Genomic DNA, 22,321 nt, shown 5'->3' on the forward strand with positions numbered 1-22,321 from the left:
ATTTTATGCATTAGCATAAAATTTGCGCGGTGGTAGCTCAGTTGGTTAGAGTACCGGCCTGTCACGCCGGGGGTCGCGGGTTCGAGCCCCGTCCGCCGCGCCANTATACCCATTTAGCTGTTTTCTTTTGGGTGATTAGCTCAGTTGGTAGAGCGTCTGCCTTACAAGCAGAATGTCGGCGGTTCGACTCCGTCATCACCCACCAAACATATCTTTTTATATCATTCTAGTTTTATTCATTTTTGCCTAGTTATTAGCTTTCTTAGTGGTGCCGACAGCTTAATATAGATATATGCAAAACAATTTAACTTATATTCAGTAAATATTCAACTTATTCTGCATAATTTAATTTTGGTTTGTTGAAAACAGTATATGATCATATTTGTGATTGCTTTGAGCGCATCCGTACATCATATCATCTGAGTGAAGAATAAAAAATTTGAAAATTGTTCTTGGATTTGGGTGGAGAGCAAATTTCTATAGATCATTTAATCTTTTGTTTGAAGGTTTATAGAGATAATGAAGATATTGGTATATGGAGAATTCAGTTAGTTTGCGTTTAGAAAAAACCAGATATTATGGACTAGATTCAGAGACTGGTTGATATGATTTATGATGAAAATGTGAGGTATTAAAAAAGGTATCTTAAATAAAGATACCTTTTTTAAATATGTGGTGCGGATAAAGAGACTCGAACTCTTACACCTTTCGGCGCCAGAACCTAAATCTGGTGCGTCTACCAATTTCGCCATATCCGCATAAATCAAAACTTGATTCAGACAATTATTATAAGATAGTTTGAAAAACGTGCCAAGAAAAATAAATTAAGAATATACAAACAGATAAATATTCGGTTTAAAGGCAATAAAAATATTCTAGACAAACCTTGCTAGAAAGACGAAATAAACTGATTTCATTTAAGTAACTTGTGGTTGAATAGAATTTCATACCATATACAGATATTAATCAAATATGATTTATGTAGTCGTTCAATACAGTACAGTCTGAATTACTTTGCTTCAGACTGTACTGTATTCTCTGCATATGAAAATAGGTTTACATGGTTTCCAGTGTGTCAATACCCAGTAAAGCCAGACCTTGTCGTAAGGTTTTACCGGTCAGGCTGGTGAGCTGTAAACGGCTATTGCGCGTGGATTCATCTGCTTTAAGAATAGGACAGGCTTCATAGAAACGGCTGAATAGGGTGGCAATTTGGTACAGATAGGCAGCAAGATAATGTGGAAAAGATGTTTCTGCCACGCTATCGAGTATATCTTCAAACTTGAGTAGTTCTACAGCCAACTGCAGTTCTAATGGTTCTTTGAGGCTAATCGGAGCCTGTTCATTCCATGTGCCTGATTTACGGAAGACGCTTTGTACGCGGGTGTAGGCATATTGTAAATAAGGGGCAGTGTTGCCTTCTAGTGACAGCATACTGTCCCAGTCGAATACATAATCACTGGTTCGGTTTTTGCTTAAGTCTGCGTATTTTACTGCACCTATGCCAACTACCTGTCCGATATGAGCTATTTCGTCAGCACTCAAATTAGGATTTTTAGCAGCTACTAAGGCGGAAGCGCGATTCACAGCTTCGTGAATTAAATCCATTAATTTTACGGTATCGCCACTGCGGGTTTTGAACGGTTTACCATCTTTACCCATCATGGTACCGAAAGGTACATGTTCTGCATGCACGCGATCGGGTAGCCAGCCGGCTTTACGTGCTACGGTAAATAGTTCGTCGAAATGCAGGCTCTGACGTGCATCAACTACATACATTAATCGGTCACCATGCAAGGTATTGATGCGATAGCGCAGGCAAGCTAAATCAGTGCTAGCGTACAGAAAGCCGCCATCTTTTTTCTGAATAATAAAAGGTGCTGGTTCATCATCTTGGTTTTTAAATTCTTCCAAAAAAACAACTTTGGTGCCGTCACTGTCTACGGCGATACCTTTATCCAGCAATTCGTTGACTGTAGATTGCAACTGATCGTTGTAAAAGGATTCTCCGGTTACATCTTCAGGTTGCAGTTTCAGTCCTAGTTTTTGATATATGGCCTGTGCATGCTGCAGTGATGTTTGTACAAATTGCTGCCATAATGCTAAAACTTCTTTGTCGCCACTCTGAAGTTTTACGACATACTCGCGCGCAGTATTGGCAAAGTTTTCGTCTTCATCAAATCGAACTTTGGCATTGCGGTAGAATTGTTCTAAATCAGCTAGTTCTAGTGCTGCATTGCCGTTTTTCTGCTGTTCTATCAGATAGGCTACCAGCATGCCAAACTGGGTGCCCCAGTCTCCAACGTGATTTTGCGGGATTACTTTATGGCCAAGAAAGGACAGTATGCGGTTGAGACTATCGCCTATGATGCTTGATCGCAAGTGTCCGACGTGCATTTCCTTGGCTAGATTAGGCGAGGAATAATCGATTACTACTGTTTGAGGAGTGCTGCTTTGGGCAATCCCCAGATTTTCGTTTTGTAAAGCTGATTGGATGTACTGAGCCAATTTTTCTGGGCGCAATCGTAAGTTGATGAAGCCGGGACCGGCAACCTCGGCGGAGGCTATCAACGGGTTGTCTGATAGAGCGTCAGCAACTTTTTTTGCCAGTTCACGTGGATTCTGCTTTGTTTTTTTGGCAGCACCCATTACGCCGTTAATTTGATAATCACCAAAATCGCGGTTTTTGGCGGGTTGTAATACGATCTGGTGTTCAGCAAGTCCGGTTGCGCTGAAAGCTTTTGTTACTTCAGCAGCAACTTGTTGATGTAATTTCATGTTGATTCAGTACTTAAGAAAATGGCTAATTTTCGCACAAATACGCTTAAATCGCATCCGCAAAGACTATTATCGGCAAGGGGATTGTTGGATTGCTGCTGATTGTGAGATAAATGATAGTTTTACCCAGATTGGTGTTATAAATATGAGTGTGCTGGGGGCTGAATTTTGGTTGATGTGACGTTTTCTGGGTTTAAAATGAGAGCGTACATGATGGTTACCCTAGCAGTTGTTTTAAGGCTTAGAGCAGAAGCTACTATTTCTTTTTATTTTTAACCTACGCGATAAAAAGCTAGACTACCTAATAGGTTTGGCCACAATGAGATACGTTTATTGCCACTCATTACGGCGCGTTGCAGCACATTTAAATGGTTTTTGGCACATAACTTGTCAAAATCCTGTAAGGTACACCAATGTATATTTGGTGTGTTATACCATTGATAGGGCATGCGTTCAGATACGGGCATGTGGCCACGTAAAGCAATTTGCAAACGGTTGCGCCAGTAACCAAAATTGGGAAAAGTAACGATGGCTTCACGTGCTACACGTTTCATTTCCTGTAAAATTTTTTCTGTATTCTGCATGGATTGAATGGTTTGGCTTAAAACGATAATATCAAAGCTATTATCATTGAAGTGTTGCAGTCCTGCTTCCAGATCAGCCTGTATGACATTGATACCACGTTGCATGGCCGCCAGAACGTAGTCTGTGGCAATTTCCAGTCCATAACCCTGACAATTTTTGTGTTTAACCAGTGCAGCCAGCAATTCTCCATCTCCGCAACCTAAATCCAGAACACGGCTATTTGGAGTTATCCAGTCGAAAATTAGTTGTAAGTCACCACGCAATGGCGTAGTAGAAGTGTTCATAATGTAAGTTCGCTAGCTATGTTATTGAAGTAAATGCGGATGGCGGCCTGATAATCCTTGTCTTCCATTAAAAAAGCATCATGGCCGTGAACGGAGTTAAGCGCGATATATTGTACAGGTTTGTTGGCTGCCACCAATGCGTCCAGCAATTCCTGTGATCGTCTAGGTGAAAAACGCCAGTCACTGCTGAAGCTGGCCAGAAATATTTTAGCTTGAATTGTTGAGACTGCGGCTACCAAATTGCCATCAAAATCTTTTGCCGGATCGAAATAATCCAAAGCTTTTGTCATTAGTAAATAACTATTGGCATCGAACATTTCGGCAAATTTGTCACCCTGATAACGTAAGTAAGATTCTACTTCGAATTCGACATTGTAATCATATTGATAATTTGGCTGACGCATTTGCCGGCCAAATTTTTTGCCCAAACCGTCTTCAGCAAGATAAGTGATGTGTCCCATCATTCGTGCAATGCGCAAACCACGACGTGGAATTTTTTGTTGTTGTACGTAGTGACCCTGACAGAAGTCGGGGTCAGTCAGTATGGCTTGTCGAGCGACATCGTTGAAAGCAATATTCTGGGTAGATAAACGGGGTGCTGAAGCGATAATCAGCGCATGGCGTAATCGTTTTGGTTGATCAATGGCCCATTGTAGTGCCTGCATTCCACCTAGACTGCCACCCATGATAGCAGCCCATTGCTGGATACCCAGCCGATCGGCCAGCATAGCTTGGCTTTTCACCCAATCTTTTACAGTAACTATTGGAAATTCAGCACCATAAGCCTGTCCGGTAGTGGGATTGATGCTTAAAGGTCCGGTGCTGCCATGGCACCCACCCAGATTGTTCAGTCCCACGACAAAAAAATGATTGGTATCAACTGGTTTGCCAGGACCAACCATGTTATCCCACCAGCCGGGATGTTTGTCATCGCGATTGTGGTAACCTGCAACATGATGATTTCCAGACAACGCATGGCAAATCAGTACCGCATTGCTTTTATCTGCATTTAGACAGCCATAGGTTTCTATCATTAGCTCAAAATGTGGTAAAACGCTACCATTCTGCAGGGTGAGCGGGCAGTCAAAAAACAGCTTCTGAGGGGTGACAAGGCCTATACTGTCTATTTCTTTCATGAGAATATGTAAAAGAATAGAAAATGGGCATTATAACGACTTTACGTTGTTTGCACAGAATTACATGTTTTGGAAAGTAAATGATTGGACGATTACTGCGTCTGTTGATAATTGTTTTGTTTTTGGTGGTGATATACAGATGCGTACTGAGAAAGCGGAATAGAGAATCAATAAATTACTGGGTGAACAGTCTGGCGATAATATTGTTAAGTATGGCAGCGCTGATATGCTTGTTATATGTGCTAAAAGGAGACTGAAGCTTCGCTAAGATAAAACGGCCAGCAATTAGTGCTGGCCGAAAACAGGTTTGAAATGTTAAATTAAATTGCTGACTTCGGCTTTTTCTTCTTCAAGCTCGGCCAGAGTCTGATTAATGCGTTGCTGGCTGAATTCATCTATTGGCAAATCTTTGACGATAGTGTACTCACCATTTTCGCAGGTCATCGGGAAGCCAAATACCATTTCTTCCGGAATGCCATAAGAACCATCAGAAGGCACACCCATAGTAACCCATTCGCCGTCAGTACCGATTACCCAATCATGAATTTGATCAATGATGGCATTGGCCGCACTAGCTGCAGAGGAAAGGCCACGTGCTTCGATAATTGCTGATCCCCGCTTACCAACTTTAGGCAGAAATTCGTTCTCATACCAGCTTTGGTCATTAATCATCTCTGCTATATTTTCGTTATCAATGGTGGCAAAGCGATAATCTACATACATGGTGGGACTATGATTGCCCCAAACGCATAATTTACTGATTTTACTTACTGGCTTACCCGTTTTTTCTGCCAATTGACTGAGTGCGCGATTGTGATCCAGACGCATCAGGGCAGTGAAATTTTTAGCGGGTAAATCGGGCGCCGATTTCATGGCAATGTAAGCATTGGTATTGGCTGGATTGCCAACCACTACTACTTTAACATTGCGGCTGGCTACTTTATTTAGCGCCGCACCCTGAGTTGCGAAGATTTCGGCGTTTGCTTGAAGTAAATCGCTGCGTTCCATTCCTTTGCTGCGCGGGCGAGCGCCCACGAGAATGGCAATATCCGCATCTTTAAATGCTACTTCCGGATCATGAGTTGCAAACATATCAACCAGCAGGGGAAATGCACAATCCTGCAATTCCATCATGACACCCTGTGCAGCAGTCTGTGATTGTGGCAAATCAAGCAGTTGAAGAATAACCGGTGTATCGGTTCCAAGCATATCGCCGCTGGCGATACGGAATAGCAGAGCATAACCAATCTGGCCAGTAGCACCCGTTACGGCAATGCGTACAGGTTTTTTCATAACTTGTCCTCTTAATTAATAAATAAACACGACAACAAATAGTTTTTCTTGTCTTTACAAGGTGGTTGATGATGCTGCACCACAAAATTATGGTCGGTATGATAGCAAAATTTTGTTCAAAATTAAATTAATTGACGTAATGGAATGATGTTTTTTGAGAATATTTTAGCAATTTTTGTGATATCTTATGTCTTATATAAGACTTTGTTTACTTGAGTTAGAAATGTCGTACAATAGATTCAAACTTAATCCGCTTAAAAGGCATATTCCTCTATATCAGTCTGTCATGAAGCGGGTAGTACACCTACTTGTGGATGGCGATTTCAAACCTGGCCAGCCTCTTCCAAGCGAATGGAATCTGGCAGAGCAGTGGAAAGTCAGTCAGGGTACGATACGTAAGGGTCTGAGTGAATTGGCGGCGCGTGGTATTTTGCAGCGCCAGCAAGGGGTGGGTACTTTTGTTACTAAGCAAAACTGGGATTGGGGTTGTTTTCCTTTTACGGAAATACCTGCCTTACACAAGGATAGGCTGGAAAAAATCTGGCCTGTGGCTGAAGTATTGAGTCTTGCGGTTGCCGCTGCTGATGAAGAAACGGCTGAGCAGCTGGGTATTAAGGTGTCAGAATCTGTTTGGAAAATTATGCTGCTGTGGCGTACTGGTTATACAGAGGTGGCAGTAGATGAAATGTATTTACCTGTTGCATTATTACCGGATTTAAATGTACGTTTTGTGCGTCGCCGCGGTAGTTTTTATGCTTTTTTGTTGATTGAATATGATGTTCTGGTGGATACTGCGCAACAATGGCTCTGGCAGACTTCGCTGCGTGCAGAAACAGCCAAACTGTTAAAAGCGGATGTGGTTACATCTGCACTTTGTCTGGGGCGCCTAAGTCAGAGTGTTGACGGTGTAGCGTATGAGTGGCGCCGGCGTTATTTACAATTCGGAAGTCAGGCTTTGCAGCTTTCATTAAAAAGCTCAGCAGATTTTTGAAGACTGAATTGTAAATAATTTATCTGTTGTTTTTTGACTGGTTTGTTAAAAACTGGGTCAATTGCAGTAAATTTCGGTTTGAGGCGGCGTGAGTCGCTGGTTTTGAGTTAAATCTTCTAATAATCAAGAGGAGTTACCGATGCAAAAGGAAAGGCCAGTTTATCTGGATATTCAAAAGATACGATTACCCATTCCGGGTATTGTATCTATTTTTCATCGTTTCAGTGGTGTGGCACTGTTTATCTGTATTCCGGTTTTATTGTGGCTGTTTGCAGGTACGCTGTCCCATGAATCTGCGTTTAATACTTATCAGGCATTAGTACACCATCCTTTGGTTAAGTGCATTCTTTTTGTGCTGTTGCTGGCTTACGTTTATCACAGTCTGGCCGGTATTCGCTTTCTGCTTCTGGATATACATAAAGGTACAGAACTGAAAACAGCACGAGCTTCTGCCAAAGCTGTGGTGGTATGTGCAATTGTATTGACCGTTATTATTTATGGAGCGTGTTTATTATCATGATAGACCGTAAATTAGCTGGCGCGCACTATGGCTTGCGCGACTGGATTATGCAGCGCATCACCGCTGTCATCATGCTGGTGTATTCAGTGCTGTTTTTAATCATGATCATCTGTTTACCCCATACTTATCAGGATTGGCGCTGTTTTTTTAGCTTGACTTGGGTGCGCGTGGTAACTCAGATATTTGTGCTGGCACTGGTGATGCATGCCTGGATTGGTATTCGTGATTTATGGATGGATTACATTAAACCGGCGGGTTTACGCCTGTTTTTACATGTGGCTACTATTTTATGGCTGTTAGGCAGTCTGATTTATTCTGTTAAAGTGATTTGGGGGTTAGCATGAGTATGCCCAAGAGTTTGCCGGTACGTCGTTTTGATGCAGTAATTGTTGGCGGCGGTGGTGCAGGGCTTCGTGCGGCTCTGCAATTATCTAAAGCAGGTTTAAATACAGTGGTGCTATCTAAAGTTTTCCCAACTCGTTCGCATACGGTTGCTGCTCAGGGTGGTATTTCCGCCTCGCTGGGTAATGTGCAGGAAGACCACTGGAGCTGGCACATGTACGATACCGTAAAGGGTTCTGACTGGCTGGGTGATCAGGACGCAATTGAGTTCATGACTCGTCGTGCACCTGATGCGGTGGTAGAGCTGGAACACATGGGTATGCCATTTGACCGTGTTGAATCCGGCAAAATTTATCAGCGTCCTTTTGGCGGGCATACTGCCGAATTTGGTAAAAGAGCTGTCGAGCGTGCTTGTGCCGTGGCTGACCGTACTGGCCATGCCATGCTGCATACTTTGTATCAGCAAAATGTTCATGCTGAAACTCAGTTCTTTGTAGAGTGGGCAGCGCTGGATCTGATTCGGGATTCGGAGGGTGTGGTCATTGGTGTCGTTGCCATGGAAATGGAAACTGGTGAAGTTTACATTCTGCATGCTAAGGCTGTGCTTTTTGCAACTGGCGGTGCCGGTCGTATTTATGCTTCCTCTACTAATGCCTATATGAATACCGGCGATGGACTGGGGATTGCAGCTCGTGCAGGTATTCCATTGGAAGACATGGAGTTTTGGCAGTTCCACCCTACAGGTTTGGCAGGTGCTGGTGTGCTGATTACTGAAGGCGTACGTGGTGAAGGTGGAATCTTGCTAAACAGTGAAGGTGAGCGTTTTATGGAACGCTATGCACCTACTGTAAAAGACTTAGCATGCCGCGATGTAGTGTCTCGTGCGATGGCTATTGAAATTCATGAAGGCCGTGGTGTCGGTAAAAATAAAGATCATGTTTTGCTAAAAGTGGACCACCTAGGTGCGCAGAAAATTATGGAAAAATTGCCGGGTATTCGCGAAATTTCCATTCAGTTTGCCGGTGTGGATCCGATTAAAGACCCGATACCGGTGGTGCCAACCTGTCATTATATGATGGGTGGTATTCCGACTAATTATCACGGTCAGGTAGTTATGGCCAAAGGTGATGATCTGGAAGCTCCTGTACCTGGTTTTTATGCTGCAGGTGAGTGTGCGTGTGCATCTGTGCACGGAGCCAACCGTCTGGGTACTAATTCTTTACTTGATTTGGTGGTGTTTGGTAAAGCGGCCGGTGACCACATGATTGAGTATATTAATCAGCAGGTTGCTCATCGTGAATTGCCAGCTGATGCCGGTGAGAAAACCTTGGCACGTCTCAGCCGACTGGAAAATCAGACGAATGGTGAAGAAGTGTCTGATGTTCGTACTGATTTGCAGCGTTGTGTACAGTCGCATGCTGGTGTATTCCGCACCGATGCCTTGTTAAAAGAAGGCGTAGATAAAATCAATGAGATAGCTACTCGTGTGGCTAAATCTCAGATTCACGATAAGAGTAAGGTTTGGAATACAGCACGACTTGAAGCGCTGGAACTGGATAACCTGATTGAAGTGGCTCAGGCTACACTGGTTTCTGCTGCTGCACGTAAAGAATCACGTGGTGCTCATGCTTCTGATGATCACCCTAAACGTGACGATGAAAATTGGATGAAACACACATTGTATTACGCTGAAGATCAGCATCTGGAATATAAACCAGTACACACTAAACCTTTGAGTGTGGAATATATAAAACCGGCTGAACGCGTTTACTAAGGAACTATCAAGATGGAAAAAATCCGCTTCCAGGTGTACCGCTATAATCCCGATGTGGATGATAAGCCGTACATGAAAGATTATGAACTTGAAATTGAACCAACAGATGTCAAACTGCTAGATGCACTGATTAAACTGAAAGCACAGGACGATAGTCTGTCTTTCCGTCGCTCCTGCCGTGAAGGTATCTGTGGTTCGGATGGTATGAATATCAATGGTAAAAACGGATTGTCCTGCTTGACGGATATTCGTAGCCTGAAGCAGCCGATTGTGTTGAAACCTTTGCCGGCCCTACCGGTGATCCGAGACTTGATTGTTGATTTTACACAGTTTTTTAATCAATATCATTCTATTAAACCTTATCTGGTTAATGATACAGCAGCACCAACGCGTGAACGCTTGCAAACACAGGCTGAGCGTAAGGAGCTAGATGGTCTTTATGAATGTATTCTTTGTGCTTGCTGCTCAACTTCTTGCCCTTCATTTTGGTGGAATCCCGATAAGTTTGTAGGTCCCTCTGGCCTGCTCAATGCTTATCGTTTTATTGCCGATACTCGTGATACGCGTACTAATGAACGACTCGATAATCTTAATGATCCATATCGCTTGTTTCGCTGCCATACGATTATGAATTGTGTGGATGTGTGTCCGAAACACCTTAATCCGACTCGAGCTATAGGCAAGATTAAAGATTTAATGTTAAGAAGAGCAATTTGATGCAACACTTTGATGATAATGCCAAACGCCGCATTCGTTGGTTAGCTCGTAGGGGTCTGCTGGAACTAGATATTATTCTAGGCAGATTCATGACACAGGTTTTTGACCATTTGTCGGATAGTGAGCTGGCAGCTTTTGTGGCGTTAATGGATTTGCCGGATCCGGAAATTCTGGCATTAATCAATAAAGCGGAAGAATGTGCGTACCCTGAATTTGAGCCTGTTCTGGAAAAAATCAGACAGGCTGAGAGGTTGTGAAACGCCTTACTTTTGTTAATGTATTTAAGTTTAGATTATTTAAATAGAAAAATTGAAAATTAAGGAGTTAGGGATGACCAAGAACGCTATACTCAACGTCGAGGGGCAAGAGCCTTTTGAAATGCCAGTGTTATCTGGTACGCTGGGACCAGATGTGGTTGATATTCGTAAACTGTATGGTACTACCAACATGTTTATGTTTGATCCAGGTTTTACTTCAACCGCATCCTGTGAATCGAAAATCACCTTCATTGATGGTGAAAAGGGGCAGTTATATTATCGGGGATATCCCATTGAGCAACTGGCAGAACAGAGTGATTATTTGGAAACCTGTTATTTGCTTATCTATGGTGAATTACCTAATGCAGTCGAAAAACAGAAATTTGAACTGGGTGTGTTGCGTCATAACATGGTGCATGAGCAGTTGACTTGGTTCTTCCGAGGTTTTCGTCGTGATGCTCATCCGATGTCAATGATGGTGGGGGTTGTAGGTGCACTGGCGGCGTTTTATCAGGATAGTCTGGATATCAGCAATCCTGAGCATCGTCGGATCGCTGAATACCGTATGATTGCCAAGGTTCCGACACTGGCGGCCATGTGCTATCGCTATTCAAAAGGTTTACCTTTCAATTATCCGCGTAACAGTCTGTCTTATACTGGCAATTTCATGCATATGATGTTTGCCAAGCCAACTGAGGATTATGTGGTTAATCCTGTGTTAGAACGTGCTTTGGATCGGATTTTTATCCTGCATGCTGATCATGAGCAGAATGCTTCCACTTCTACTGTACGTTTGGCCGGTTCGTCTGGAGCCAATCCCTTCGCCTGTATTGCAGCAGGTATTGCTTGTTTGTGGGGTCCGGCTCATGGCGGTGCCAATGAGGCTGTACTGAAAATGCTGGATGAGATTGGTGATGTATCCCGCGTTGAAGAATTTATGCAGGGAGTTAAAGAAAAACGTTATCGTCTGATGGGTTTTGGCCACCGTGTTTATAAAAACATGGATCCTCGAGCCAAAATCATGAAACAGACTTGTGATGAAGTGCTCAATGAGCTGGGTTTACACGATAGTCCTAAATTCAAGCTGGCAATGGCTTTGGAAAAAATCGCATTGGAAGACCCTTATTTCATTGAACGCAAGCTTTATCCAAATGTAGACTTTTACTCTGGTATTGTTCTGAGTGCATTGGGCATTCCTACAACGATGTTTACTGTTTTGTTTGCTCTTGCGCGAACAGTAGGCTGGGTTTCACACTGGCATGAAATGATTGCTGACCCACATCAGAAAATCGGCCGTCCAAGGCAGTTATATACTGGTGCCGGCCGTCGCGATTATCTACCTGTAGATAAACGCTAATTTAGTTGGTGTATTCAGGCAGCTTTTTAGCTGCCTGAAACATACTAATGCTTCATCCCCATGTGCTTGCGTGGTGATCTGGAATCGGTATGTTGATATGCGGTAATCTGGAATCGGCATTCGATTCTCGAGTTGAATATTGGTAGGGGATAGTTATATTCCTGTTTTATAGTTTAAGGTAAAAAAGGGTTTTTACCATGATGGAAGAAAAAACCAGTCTTTCTTATTTATACGGTGCCAATGCTCCTTATATAGAGGAGTTATATGAGAGCTACCTGAAAGATAGAGATTCAGTTGATGAATACTGGAAAGATTATTTTGACAAAGTGGCTGCTTTGCCGGGCTATGTTGCCAAAGATATACCGCAATTACCGATTCAAGAGTCGTTTGTAAATCTGTCCAAACAGCATGGTGCTGCACAGGGTAGTGTTGATTTAAATATGTTGCAAAAGCAAGTATCAGTTTTAAATCTGATGAATGCTTATCGTATTCTGGGCAGCCGTAATGCTAATCTGGATCCGTTGAAACGGCGTCCAAAAGAATATCTGGCTGAGCTGGATCCGGCACAGTACGGTCTGACTGCTGCTGATATGTCTACTAAATTCTATACTGGCAGTGATTTTTCCCGCAGCCAGCAGCTGCCTTTGTCTGAAATTATAAATAAACTGGATCAGACTTATTGTGGTACGGTTGGTGTGGAATTTATGCACATTACTCGTCCAGATGAGCGTAACTGGGTGCAAGATCGTGTAGAAAAAGATTTGTCTGCCGGTAGTTATACTCCTGAACACAAACGCCGTATTCTGAAGCAGCTTACTGCGGCTGAAACCCTAGAGCGCTATCTGCATACTCGCTATGTAGGTCAAAAACGTTTTTCTCTGGAAGGCGGCGAAAGTACTATTGTTGCGCTGGATTATCTGATGCAGCATTGTGGCAGTCAGGGTGTAGAAGAAGTCATGATTGGTATGGCGCACCGTGGCCGTTTGAACGTGCTGGTTAACATCCTAGGCAAAGAACCTCGCGATTTGTTTAGCGAGTTTGAAGGTAAATATACTACGACGCTACCAAGTGGTGACGTGAAATACCATATGGGCTTCACATCTGACTTGGCTACTGGTAATGGTCCGCTGCATGTTTCTCTGGCATTCAATCCATCTCATCTGGAAATTGTGAATCCGGTTGTGGAAGGTGCTGTGCGTGCACGCCAGAAACGCCGTGGGGAATCAGGTCGTAAAGCAGTATTACCGGTACTGATTCATGGTGATTCTGCGTTTATTGGTCTGGGTGTGAATCAGGCTAATTTCAACCTGTCTCAAACCCGTGGTTATACTACCGGTGGCACGATTCATATTGTAATTAATAATCAGATTGGTTTTACGACTTCTGATTTACGCGATACCCGTTCTACCGTGTACTGCACTGATTTGGCTAAAATGGTTGATGCGCCGATTTTCCATGTAAACGGTGATGATCCTGAAGCAGTGAGCTATGTAATGGGACTAGCGATGGATTATCGTAAGTCTTTTGGCAAAGATGTAGTTGTGGATATCGTTTGCTTCCGCAAACTGGGTCATAACGAGGGTGATGACCCGATGCTCACGCAGCCTATGATGTACAACAAGATTCATCAGCATCCGGGTACCCGTGCATTGTATTCAGACCGTCTGGTAAATGAAAATGTGATTAGCAAAGAAGCAGCTGATGGAATGATTCAGGCTTATCGTGATGCGCTGGATAAAGGTGAGCATGTAGAACAGACCACGCTGACTGATTACAACCACAAGCATGCTGTAGACTGGACACCATATATTGGTACTCACTGGAATCATCCGGTAGAAACCGGTATTCCTGAGGCCGATATTAAACGTCTTACTGCTAAATTTACTGCGCTGCCTGAGGGCTTTACGCCACATAATACTGTTAAAAGAATGTTGGCTAACCGTGTTGCTATGGCAGAGGGTACTCAACCTGTTGATTGGGGTATGGCTGAAACACTTGCTTATGCAAGCTTAGTAACCAATGGTAATGGTGTACGTATTTCTGGTGAAGATTCCGGTCGCGGAACATTCTCGCATCGCCATGCTGTGCTGCATGATCAGAAACGGGAAAAAAGTGATGCTGGTGCTTACGTACCATTGCGTAACTTGAGTGATAATCAGGCTTCTTTCTTGGTAATTGATTCCATTCTGAATGAAGAAGCTGTATTGGCTTATGAATATGGTTTTGCTTGCAGTGCTCCAGATCGTTTAGTTATCTGGGAAGGTCAGTTTGGTGATTTTGCCAATGGTGCACAGGTTGCCATTGACCAATTCATCACTTCAGGTGAAACCAAATGGGGTCGTCTGTGTGGTCTAACGGTGATTTTACCGCACGGTTATGATGGACAAGGTCCTGAGCACTCTTCTGGTCGTCTGGAACGCTGGCTGCAATTGTGTTCTGAAGAAAATATTCAGGTGGTAATGCCGTCTGAAGCTTCGCAGATGTTCCATGTGTTGCGTCGTCAGGTATTGCGTCCGTATCGTAAACCTCTTGTTATTTTCATGTCCAAACGTCTGTTGCGTTTCAATGAGTCTATGAGTCCGCTCAGTGATTTCACTGAAGGCCATTCTTTCCGACCGGTAATCGGTGATCAGGTTGAGGGCAATGAAAATACTGTTAAGCGTGTGATTCTGTGCGCCGGTCAGGTGTACTACGATATCAATAAAGCACGTATGGAACGTGATTTAGGCAAGGATATCGCGATTGTGCGTGTTGAACAGTTGTATCCTTTCCCTTACGAGCAACTGGCTGCTGAACTAAGCCGCTACCCGAATGCTACTGAAATTCTGTGGGCTCAGGAAGAACCGAAAAATCAGGGTGCATGGTTCCAGATCCGTCACCGCATTGAAGCGATTGCCAGCAGCAAGCAGAAAGTTATTTTTGCCGGCCGTCCTGCCAGCGCCTCTCCAGCTGTGGGCTATATGAGCAAACATGTTGCTCAGCTGAAACAATTGGTTGATGATGCTCTGGAATTGAAATAATCCGAATCTGTAATGAATAACCGGCCACCTGTGTGGTGGCCTTTGGCCCTTTTTTAGGAGTAATCCATGATTATTGATGTAACCGTTCCCATGCTTCCGGAAAGTGTGACTGAAGCCACTCTGATGACCTGGAATAAAAAAGTGGGTGAATTCGTACAGCGTGATGAAAACCTGATTGATCTGGAAACGGATAAAGTTGTGTTGGAGCTGCCTGCTCAGCAAGCAGGTAAGTTGGTCGAAATTATTGAAGTAGATGGTGCTACTGTGACTGCTGGTCAGTTACTGGCCAAAATTGATACTTCAGCTACTGCTGAAGCATCTGCGCCAGCCGCTGCTGCCCCTGCGGAATCTGCCCCTGCTGCTGCAACTTCTGCTCCTGCTGCACCGGCAAATCAGTCTCAGGCTGGTGTAGCTATGCCTGCAGCTGCTAAGCTGGCTGCGGAAAAAGGTGTAAATACTGCTACGATCCAAGGTTCTGGTCGTGATGGTCGTGTATTAAAAGAAGATGTTGCTGCTGCAGCCTCTGCATTGGCTGCTGCTCCGACCATGGCTACTACTAAAGCTGCTACACCTGTGGCTGCCGGTGATCGTGTAGAACAGCGCGTGCCGATGTCTCGTCTGCGTTCACGTGTTGCTGAACGTTTGCTGCAGTCTCAGCATGAAAATGCGATTCTGACTACATTTAACGAAGTGAATATGAAGCCGGTTATGGATTTGCGTAACCGTTATAAAGAACAGTTCCAGAAAGAATATGGTATTAAACTGGGCTTTATGTCTTTCTTTGTTAAAGCTGCAGTGGCTGCGTTGAAGAAATACCCTGTGGTTAATGCTTCTATTGATGGCACTGATGTTGTTTATCATGGCTATTTTGATATTGGTATTGCTATTGGCAGTCCTCGTGGTTTAGTTGTGCCTATTTTGCGTGATGCAGATCAGATGAGCATTGCTGATATTGAGCAGGCCATTCATGATTATGCAGTTAAAGCTAAAGACGGTAAGCTGGCTCTGGAAGACCTGACTGGTGGTACATTCAGTATTACCAATGGTGGAACATTCGGTTCTATGATGTCTACACCGATTATTAATCCACCTCAGTCTGCTATTTTGGGCATGCATGCAACCAAAGAACGTGCAGTAGTAGAAAATGGTCAGGTAGTGGTACGTCCGATGATGTATCTGGCTCTGTCTTATGACCATCGTCTGATTGATGGCCGTGAAGCTGTGTTGACACTGGTAGCTATTAAGGATGCGCTGGAAGATCCTGCTCGCTTGTTGCTGGAACTGTAATTTGATTTGCTGGCTGCCGTATTCTCAAATTATGGCAGCTTGATGAAGATAAACCGTAATGCTGGCCACACCGAATCAAATGGCGTTTGTGCCACATTACGGTTTTATTTTATCAGTCAGAAATATTCATGATTGAAAGGAATTTTAATGTCTCAATTTGACGTTGTGGTAATCGGTGCTGGTCCTGGGGGCTATGTTGCAGCCATTCGTGCGGCTGAGCTGGGTTTTAAAACTGCCTGTATTGATGCTGGTTTAAATAAAAAAGGGGATGGTCCGGCTCTGGGTGGTACTTGTCTAAATGTAGGTTGCATTCCTTCTAAAGCTTTGTTGCAGACCAGTGAGAATTACCATGCCGCGCAATCTGAATTTGCTGAACATGGTATTGATGTTCAGGTTAAGGGCTTTGATGCAAAAAAAATGATTGAACGTAAAGATGCTATTGTTAGTAAGCTGACAAATGGTATTGGTTTTCTGTTCAAAAAAGACAAAGTTGAAAGTATTTTTGGTAAAGGTTCTCTGGTTGGTCAGGCTGATGGTTTATGGCAGATTGAAGTAGATGCCAATGGTAACAAACAGCAGGTTACAGCTAAGCATGTGATTGTTGCTACTGGATCTGTACCGCGCCCGCTGCCAATTACTGAAATTGATAATATTAATGTATTGGATAATGAAGGTGCGCTGAATCTTGAAGCGGTACCAACTAAGCTGGGTATGATTGGTTCCGGTGTGATTGGTCTGGAAATGGGTTCTGTATGGAATCGTCTAGGCTCAGAAGTAACCATTCTGGAAGCAATGCCTACTTTCTTAGCTGCTGCTGACCAGCAGGTGGCAAAAGAAGCATTTAAGGTTTTCACTAAAGAGCAGGGTCTGAACATTCATCTGGGTGTAACGGTGAATGAAATTGTTAAAGCTGAAAACAGTGTGACGGTTAAATATACTGTTGGCGGTGAAGAAAAAACCGTGTCTTTTGATAAGTTAATTATTGCGATTGGCCGTATTCCAAATACCAATGGTCTGAATGCTGAGGGTGTTGGCCTGCAAAAAGACGAACGTGGTTTTATTGTAGTGGACGATGAATGCCGTACTAATCTGCCTAATGTTTGGGCGATTGGCGACGTAGTACGAGGCCCGATGCTGGCTCATAAAGCCTCTGCTGAGGGTGTGGCAGTGGCTGAACGTATTGCTGGTCAGAAACCGTTTGTAGATATGAATACCATTCCTGCTGTGATGTATACTCATCCGGAAATCGCTTGGGTTGGTCAGACTGAGGAGCAGTTGAAAGCTGCTGGCGTGAAGTATAAAAAAGGTCAGTCTAGTTTTGCTGCAAATGGTCGTGCGCTGGGTATGGGACAGGCAAAAGGTTTTGTTAAGATTCTAGCCGATGCGGAAACTGATCGTGTGCTGGGTGCGCATATCATTGGGCCGGTGGCTTCTGAGCTGATTGCCGAAGCAGTAATGGCTATGGACTTTAAAGCCTCTAGTGAGGATATTACCCGTATTGTTCATGCCCATCCGACTTTGTCTGAAGCTATGCATGAGGCTGCTTCTTCTATTAAATAAATATTAGAAGTAAGTATCAACCGCATCCTCTGGGATGCGGTTTTTTTTATCTTAATTATTACATTTGATTATATGTGTCTGTATTTTAAAGTTTTTTAGTGGGATTTTGTTTATATTTACTGTAATATTTACCGATGTGTGGTGATGGTCTGGATAATAATTGAGGAGAAATGTTATGCCTAGTAATTACAGTATTTTTTATGTTGATGAACCATTTAATGAGTATGCGGCGGGGGCGTTAATACAAAGAGACTATTTTTTTTATAATCAGCTGAAAACGTGGAAAACTCAGGATGAGCAATTTCTGTTTGATGATATTCATGCTAAAAAATATGATGTACGCGACGGTAGTGATTGGGAAGGGGTGTTAAAGCCACGTATTAAAGAGCGTTTAAACCGAGCAGATAATATTATTTTAATATTAAGTGAGGATACTTTTCAGTCACGCAGTTTGAAAGAGGAACTTGAATATGGAATCGGGCGTTTGAGGCTACCGGTAATTGTGATTTATACAGAAATACGCGAAAAGAAAGATATGCTGGTTAGTGGTAAAAATAATATGAACTTTAAGGTTCACTATTTCTGGAATAAGTTACCGCTTTTTAAAAAGTTAAAATCTCAGGTGCCGGTGTTGCATGTTCCATTCAATAAAGAAATGGTAGCTAAGGCGCTTAAAAAGAGTAATTTTGTTAGGAATACCCACATTAAGCCTAATAATTATATGCTTACTATGTAAGATGAGTAGGGTACTTGCTTTATCCGAGCTGCTGTTGAATTTATATTCAGTCTTCCCAGTGTCTTTTTACTTTATCTAGTGCTCTGCGATCTCGTTTGGTTGGCCGCCCATCGGGATAAGCAGCACTTATCTGGCTGGCCTGTTTGAGGGCTTTGAGTTCTGCACGTTTGGTGGCGACGCTTTCGTCTTCATTGTAGAGTAAACGTGCTTCAGAGGCGGGTCGGCGCATGTGATTGAGTTGCTGAACCTCAATTTTATAGGGCAATGAGTTAAGTGTCAGGTCTATACTGTCACCTACCTGAATATTTTTGCTGTTTTTCACTTTGGCTCCGTTTACCAAAACGCGTCCGAGTTCGATGTGTTTCTGAGCCAGAGCTCGGGTTTTAAAAAAACGTGCTGCCCATAGCCATTTGTCCAGTCGCATGCTGTTGGTGCTGGCATCGTTATTTCTGTTCATTTTTGGGGTGTCCTATATAGGTGTGTTTTTTTAAATGATTTAAAGCCGGTAAAAAAGTAACTTTTCTATCTGAGTTGCTATTATAAATAATACACTGGCTTTATTTTGTTTAATATTTGTTGATATCTGATATATCGAATACTTGGCGCAAATAAGCCAGAAATGTGCTGTTATCAGACATGGTTTTGCCAGGTGAATCAGAAATTTTGGCTACAGACTGGCCATTGCATTCTACCAGTTTTAATACGATGTTTAATGGTGTCAATCCCATGTCACAGGTGAAGTTAGTACCAATACCGAAGCTGGTTTTGAAGCGTTTGTTAAAATGGACGTATAGATCCCATGCTCGCTGCAAGTCGAGTCCATCACTGAATGTTAACATTTTGGTACGAGTGTCAATGCGCAGTTTCTGATAATGATCGTAGGCTTTTTCACCCCAGATATACGGATCGCCGCTGTCATGGCGCAGTCCATCAAACAGCTTTGCAAAGTATAGGTCGAAATCGCGCAGGAAAGCATCCATGCCGACTACATCAGTTAAAGCGATACCTAAATCGCCGCGATATTCATGTACCCATGCTTCGAGAGCTGCTTTTTGGAAATCACGTAAACGTACATCCAGCGCCTGAAAGGCCTGAAGGAATTCATGTGCCATGGTGCCGATAGGTATTAGGCCAAATTCTTTGGCTATGTGAACATTGCTGGTACCGCGAAATACGTTGGGAGCGGCTTCGCGAAGGGTTTTTACGACATGTTTCTGCCATGTATAACGATAGCGTCGGCGGGTACCAAAATCGGAAACAATAAAAGGTGAGCTATAATGTTGCTGTTCATTAGCATATTGGTGTATCAGCTCAGCTTTATTTTTTAATCGACGTTTTCCTTCAGCAATTATTTCAGGAGTTTCTAGACGACGGAAGTAAAGTTCATTGACTATCGACAAAACAAATATCTCAAAAAACATGGCCTGTATGATCGGGCCTTCTATGCGGATATTAAGATAATGATTGTTATCGATACTGGTACTGATAAACCGACGTTTTAACTGAAACAGCTCCATGTAGTCGACAAAATCGCTTTTGATGAAGCGTAGGCTTCGCAGATATAGTAATTCATCTTCGTTGAATTTCATCTGGCATAGACGATCTAATTCCCAGTCAAGCTCTTCCAGAATATCTCCAAGCGGGTAAGCGGTTTCATGGTTATTGCGACAGCGAAATTCATAAACCCCAGTAGCTTGTGGAAACTGGTGCAGGACTACCTGAAGCATGGTGAATTTATACAGGTCTGTGTCCAGTAAGGACTGGATAATCGGCGGGCGGTTGGTATCAATAGCCATAACGCTGGGTCAACTCACTAAAATATTGCTGTTACAGAAATTGAGTAACTGAATTTCTGAAATGGACAAACAATTGATTTTCTTTATTCAACTACAGGCATTTGTATCTGTGCCCGAGCAAAAGCTATAGGCTTTTCAATTCGGCTTTGCCACATGGTTGCGGTGACCTGTGAAATGTGCTTACCTGCATGAATGATCTCACATCGGGCATAACTGTCCTCTGGCCTGCCACTCAGTAAATAATCAGTTGAATAGTCAATAATTCGGGCTGGTGAAGAAAGATTTAACTCTTCCATCACATGTAAATTTATACAGCTTTGTAAAAAACCACCGATTAGGCCGCCATGTAATGCCATCTGTATAAAATCACCTATATGGTCTGGAGAAAAAGGTAGACAATATATGCGTCTATTTTCGGTATCTGTACCGATTTTTAGATTGATGGCTTTGCTGTAAGGCATCAACTCATGGGCCTTTCTTTTTAATTCTGCGTCATGATTAATTGTGGCTCTTTTTAATTCGGATCGCTCATTTTTGAGCTGTTTCACTGTTACCTGTAGCTCTGAAAGGGATATTAGTCTGTGAACAAAGGTAGCCATGCCCAGCGCAAAGGGTTGGGTTTCATCTTCTTGATAGCAATGGCTGCGTATATAGGCGATCTGTCCTTCGGTTTTGTAACAATGTGCACGTGTGTGAATAGCTTGTCCGGATACAGGTTGTTTCAGGTAATCGATTCGCATATCTAGTGTTGCTATAGATTCAAACCGTTCGAACTGGGAGGCAAGAGTACAGGCTGAAGCCATATCTACTAGCGTCGTAATAACACCACCATGGATATTGCCACTTTCTTTGTTTTCCAGCAGTTCATCTCTCCAGTCAACAGAGATGACAGGTTCATCGGATGTGCATTCACCATAAATTTTTAGCCAACGGCAATGAGGTAAATCCAGACAAGTATTAAAAGCGGTATTAAATATAGTAGGGTTGACAGCCATGACTTTATCCAGATATATAAATTTATTTATATTAGGGTTTTTCAATAAACTTGTCACTATGTGACTGGTCTCTGATGTGGCGCTTAATTGTCAGTAGATTTATTACTGGCAGCTCTAATTGATATCGGATCATCTGTTTGTTGCTGAGTAATGTACACCAAACCTTCTTTTGCGAGCTCCAGCAGTGCAATGAATGTGGTAACGACCAAAGCCAAACTATCATTACGGCAGAAAAGTTCGGTGAAATAACATTGCTGCCGAGTTTGCAGGTGTCGCAAAACCATACTCATCTGAGCACGTACTGATAAGGTTTCTTTAATTACATTATGGCTGCGATTGTGCTGTGAACACGCTAGAATCGCTAACCAAGCGCGGGTTAAATCAGCCACCTGTACCTGAGGTGGCTGAGTGACGGCAATGAGTTCTACTGGTAGCCATGCCCAGCCGAAATCTCGTCCAGCACGTGGTAAGGCATCGAGTCCGGCTGCGGCCAGTTTTATCTGTTCATATGCAAGCAGGCGGCGAACCAGTTCTGCGCGGGGGTCAGCAACTTCTTCTTCCTCGGCCGGTGGTGCAGGAAGGAGCAGGCGAGTTTTGATTTCAATCAGTACCGCTGCCATTAGCAGATATTCAGCCGTTAAATCCAGCTCATGCTGCTCCATTTGCTGAATGTATGAGAGATACTGTTCGGTTATGGTGAGCATTGGAATATCGAGAACGTCGATATTTTGTTTTCGGATCAAATATAACAATAAATCCAGCGGTCCCTCGAAGCTTTGTAAAACTACTTGTAATGCATCGGGTGGGATAAACAAATCCTGAGGAATTTCAGTGACAGCTTGTCCGAATAAAATGGCAACAGTGTGTTCTGCTGGGTTAACGGTATTCATGCT

The 22,321-nt window shown here is 43.2% G+C and carries 20 protein-coding genes and 3 tRNA genes; 14 read left to right on the top strand and 9 right to left on the bottom strand.

Annotated features, from left to right (window positions below; all coding sequences use genetic code 11):
* Positions 1-26: 26 nt before the first annotated feature.
* A tRNA-Asp gene (locus J3U67_RS00650) sits at positions 27-103 on the top strand.
* Positions 104-129: 26 nt separating this feature from the next.
* Positions 130-205, top strand: a tRNA-Val gene (locus J3U67_RS00655).
* 468 nt (positions 206-673) lie between these two features.
* On the opposite strand, the gene J3U67_RS00660 is transcribed toward J3U67_RS00655, so the two are convergent.
* From J3U67_RS00660 to metX, 4 genes are all read right to left on the bottom strand, one after another.
* Positions 674-758 (bottom strand) — tRNA-Leu (locus J3U67_RS00660).
* Positions 759-1,056: 298 nt separating this feature from the next.
* Positions 1,057-2,778 carry an arginine--tRNA ligase gene (gene argS, locus J3U67_RS00665; RefSeq protein ID WP_267403316.1) on the bottom strand — a complete coding sequence of 574 codons (1,722 nt, stop codon included), beginning with the start codon at positions 2,776-2,778 and terminating at the stop codon, positions 1,057-1,059.
* 272 nt (positions 2,779-3,050) lie between these two features.
* Positions 3,051-3,647, bottom strand: a complete 597-nt coding sequence (metW, locus tag J3U67_RS00670) for a methionine biosynthesis protein MetW (RefSeq protein ID WP_100141529.1) — start codon at positions 3,645-3,647, stop codon at positions 3,051-3,053.
* Positions 3,644-4,783, bottom strand: a complete 1,140-nt coding sequence (metX, locus tag J3U67_RS00675; protein WP_267389974.1) for a homoserine O-succinyltransferase MetX — start codon at positions 4,781-4,783, stop codon at positions 3,644-3,646. The genes metW and metX overlap by 4 nt, the downstream gene beginning before the upstream one ends.
* Before the next feature lie 80 nt (positions 4,784-4,863).
* Here metX and J3U67_RS09180 point away from each other — a divergent pair, with 80 nt between their 5' ends.
* Positions 4,864-5,040: a protein MIGRI gene (locus J3U67_RS09180; RefSeq protein WP_416384666.1), complete on the top strand. Its 177-nt coding sequence runs from the start codon at positions 4,864-4,866 to the stop codon at positions 5,038-5,040.
* A 58-nt stretch (positions 5,041-5,098) separates the two neighbouring features.
* Here the strand turns inward: J3U67_RS09180 and J3U67_RS00680 are convergent, their stop codons facing one another.
* Positions 5,099-6,076, bottom strand: a complete 978-nt coding sequence (locus tag J3U67_RS00680; protein WP_267403318.1) for a malate dehydrogenase — start codon at positions 6,074-6,076, stop codon at positions 5,099-5,101.
* 223 nt (positions 6,077-6,299) lie between these two features.
* Between J3U67_RS00680 and J3U67_RS00685 the strand changes: the two genes are divergently transcribed.
* The 11 genes from J3U67_RS00685 (at position 6,300) to J3U67_RS00735 (ending at position 18,637) form a co-directional block, all read left to right on the top strand.
* The gene (locus J3U67_RS00685; RefSeq protein WP_267389977.1) at positions 6,300-7,067 is read left to right on the top strand and encodes a GntR family transcriptional regulator; all 768 of its coding nucleotides are present in this window, start codon (positions 6,300-6,302) and stop codon (positions 7,065-7,067) included.
* A 139-nt stretch (positions 7,068-7,206) separates the two neighbouring features.
* On the top strand, positions 7,207-7,587 hold the full coding sequence (gene sdhC / locus J3U67_RS00690) for a succinate dehydrogenase, cytochrome b556 subunit (protein ID WP_100152105.1): 381 nt from the start codon (positions 7,207-7,209) through the stop codon (positions 7,585-7,587).
* Complete coding sequence (gene sdhD / locus J3U67_RS00695) at positions 7,584-7,931, top strand: succinate dehydrogenase, hydrophobic membrane anchor protein (protein ID WP_267389978.1); 348 nt, start codon at positions 7,584-7,586, stop codon at positions 7,929-7,931. The genes sdhC and sdhD overlap by 4 nt, the downstream gene beginning before the upstream one ends.
* Positions 7,932-7,933: 2 nt before the next feature.
* On the top strand, positions 7,934-9,703 hold the full coding sequence (gene sdhA, locus J3U67_RS00700) for a succinate dehydrogenase flavoprotein subunit (RefSeq protein WP_100141523.1): 1,770 nt from the start codon (positions 7,934-7,936) through the stop codon (positions 9,701-9,703).
* Positions 9,704-9,715: 12 nt separating this feature from the next.
* The gene (locus tag J3U67_RS00705; protein WP_100152103.1) at positions 9,716-10,420 is read left to right on the top strand and encodes a succinate dehydrogenase iron-sulfur subunit; all 705 of its coding nucleotides are present in this window, start codon (positions 9,716-9,718) and stop codon (positions 10,418-10,420) included.
* On the top strand, positions 10,420-10,677 hold the full coding sequence (locus J3U67_RS00710) for a succinate dehydrogenase assembly factor 2 (RefSeq protein WP_100152102.1): 258 nt from the start codon (positions 10,420-10,422) through the stop codon (positions 10,675-10,677). Before J3U67_RS00705 ends, J3U67_RS00710 begins: the two co-directional genes overlap by 1 nt.
* Positions 10,678-10,750: 73 nt before the next feature.
* A complete protein-coding gene (gltA, locus tag J3U67_RS00715; protein WP_100141520.1) occupies positions 10,751-12,034 on the top strand; it encodes a citrate synthase in 1,284 nt (427 codons plus the stop codon).
* 197 nt (positions 12,035-12,231) lie between these two features.
* The gene (locus J3U67_RS00720; protein WP_100141519.1) at positions 12,232-15,054 is read left to right on the top strand and encodes a 2-oxoglutarate dehydrogenase E1 component; all 2,823 of its coding nucleotides are present in this window, start codon (positions 12,232-12,234) and stop codon (positions 15,052-15,054) included.
* A 66-nt stretch (positions 15,055-15,120) separates the two neighbouring features.
* Positions 15,121-16,341 carry a 2-oxoglutarate dehydrogenase complex dihydrolipoyllysine-residue succinyltransferase gene (odhB, locus tag J3U67_RS00725; RefSeq protein WP_267403322.1) on the top strand — a complete coding sequence of 407 codons (1,221 nt, stop codon included), beginning with the start codon at positions 15,121-15,123 and terminating at the stop codon, positions 16,339-16,341.
* A gap of 147 nt (positions 16,342-16,488) precedes the next feature.
* On the top strand, positions 16,489-17,901 hold the full coding sequence (gene lpdA / locus J3U67_RS00730) for a dihydrolipoyl dehydrogenase (RefSeq protein WP_267403324.1): 1,413 nt from the start codon (positions 16,489-16,491) through the stop codon (positions 17,899-17,901).
* A gap of 175 nt (positions 17,902-18,076) precedes the next feature.
* The gene (locus J3U67_RS00735; RefSeq protein WP_267389982.1) at positions 18,077-18,637 is read left to right on the top strand and encodes a TIR domain-containing protein; all 561 of its coding nucleotides are present in this window, start codon (positions 18,077-18,079) and stop codon (positions 18,635-18,637) included.
* A gap of 46 nt (positions 18,638-18,683) precedes the next feature.
* Here J3U67_RS00735 and J3U67_RS00740 read toward each other — a convergent pair whose 3' ends face one another.
* The 4 genes from J3U67_RS00740 to J3U67_RS00755 all read right to left on the bottom strand — a co-directional run bounded on the left by J3U67_RS00740 (position 18,684) and on the right by J3U67_RS00755 (position 22,318).
* Positions 18,684-19,094 carry an RNA-binding S4 domain-containing protein gene (locus J3U67_RS00740; RefSeq protein WP_267403326.1) on the bottom strand — a complete coding sequence of 137 codons (411 nt, stop codon included), beginning with the start codon at positions 19,092-19,094 and terminating at the stop codon, positions 18,684-18,686.
* Positions 19,095-19,203: 109 nt separating this feature from the next.
* Positions 19,204-20,433 (bottom strand): nicotinate phosphoribosyltransferase, encoded by a 1,230-nt coding sequence (pncB, locus tag J3U67_RS00745; RefSeq protein WP_267403328.1) that lies wholly within the window; start codon positions 20,431-20,433, stop codon positions 19,204-19,206.
* Positions 20,434-20,516: 83 nt separating this feature from the next.
* Positions 20,517-21,428 (bottom strand): PaaI family thioesterase, encoded by a 912-nt coding sequence (locus tag J3U67_RS00750; RefSeq protein WP_267403330.1) that lies wholly within the window; start codon positions 21,426-21,428, stop codon positions 20,517-20,519.
* Positions 21,429-21,511: 83 nt separating this feature from the next.
* Positions 21,512-22,318: a segregation and condensation protein A gene (locus J3U67_RS00755; RefSeq protein WP_267403332.1), complete on the bottom strand. Its 807-nt coding sequence runs from the start codon at positions 22,316-22,318 to the stop codon at positions 21,512-21,514.
* Positions 22,319-22,321: the final 3 nt, after the last annotated feature.

It is taken from the genome of Snodgrassella sp. B3837 (genome assembly GCF_026535955.1).
Taxonomy (GTDB): domain Bacteria; phylum Pseudomonadota; class Gammaproteobacteria; order Burkholderiales; family Neisseriaceae; genus Snodgrassella; species Snodgrassella alvi_E.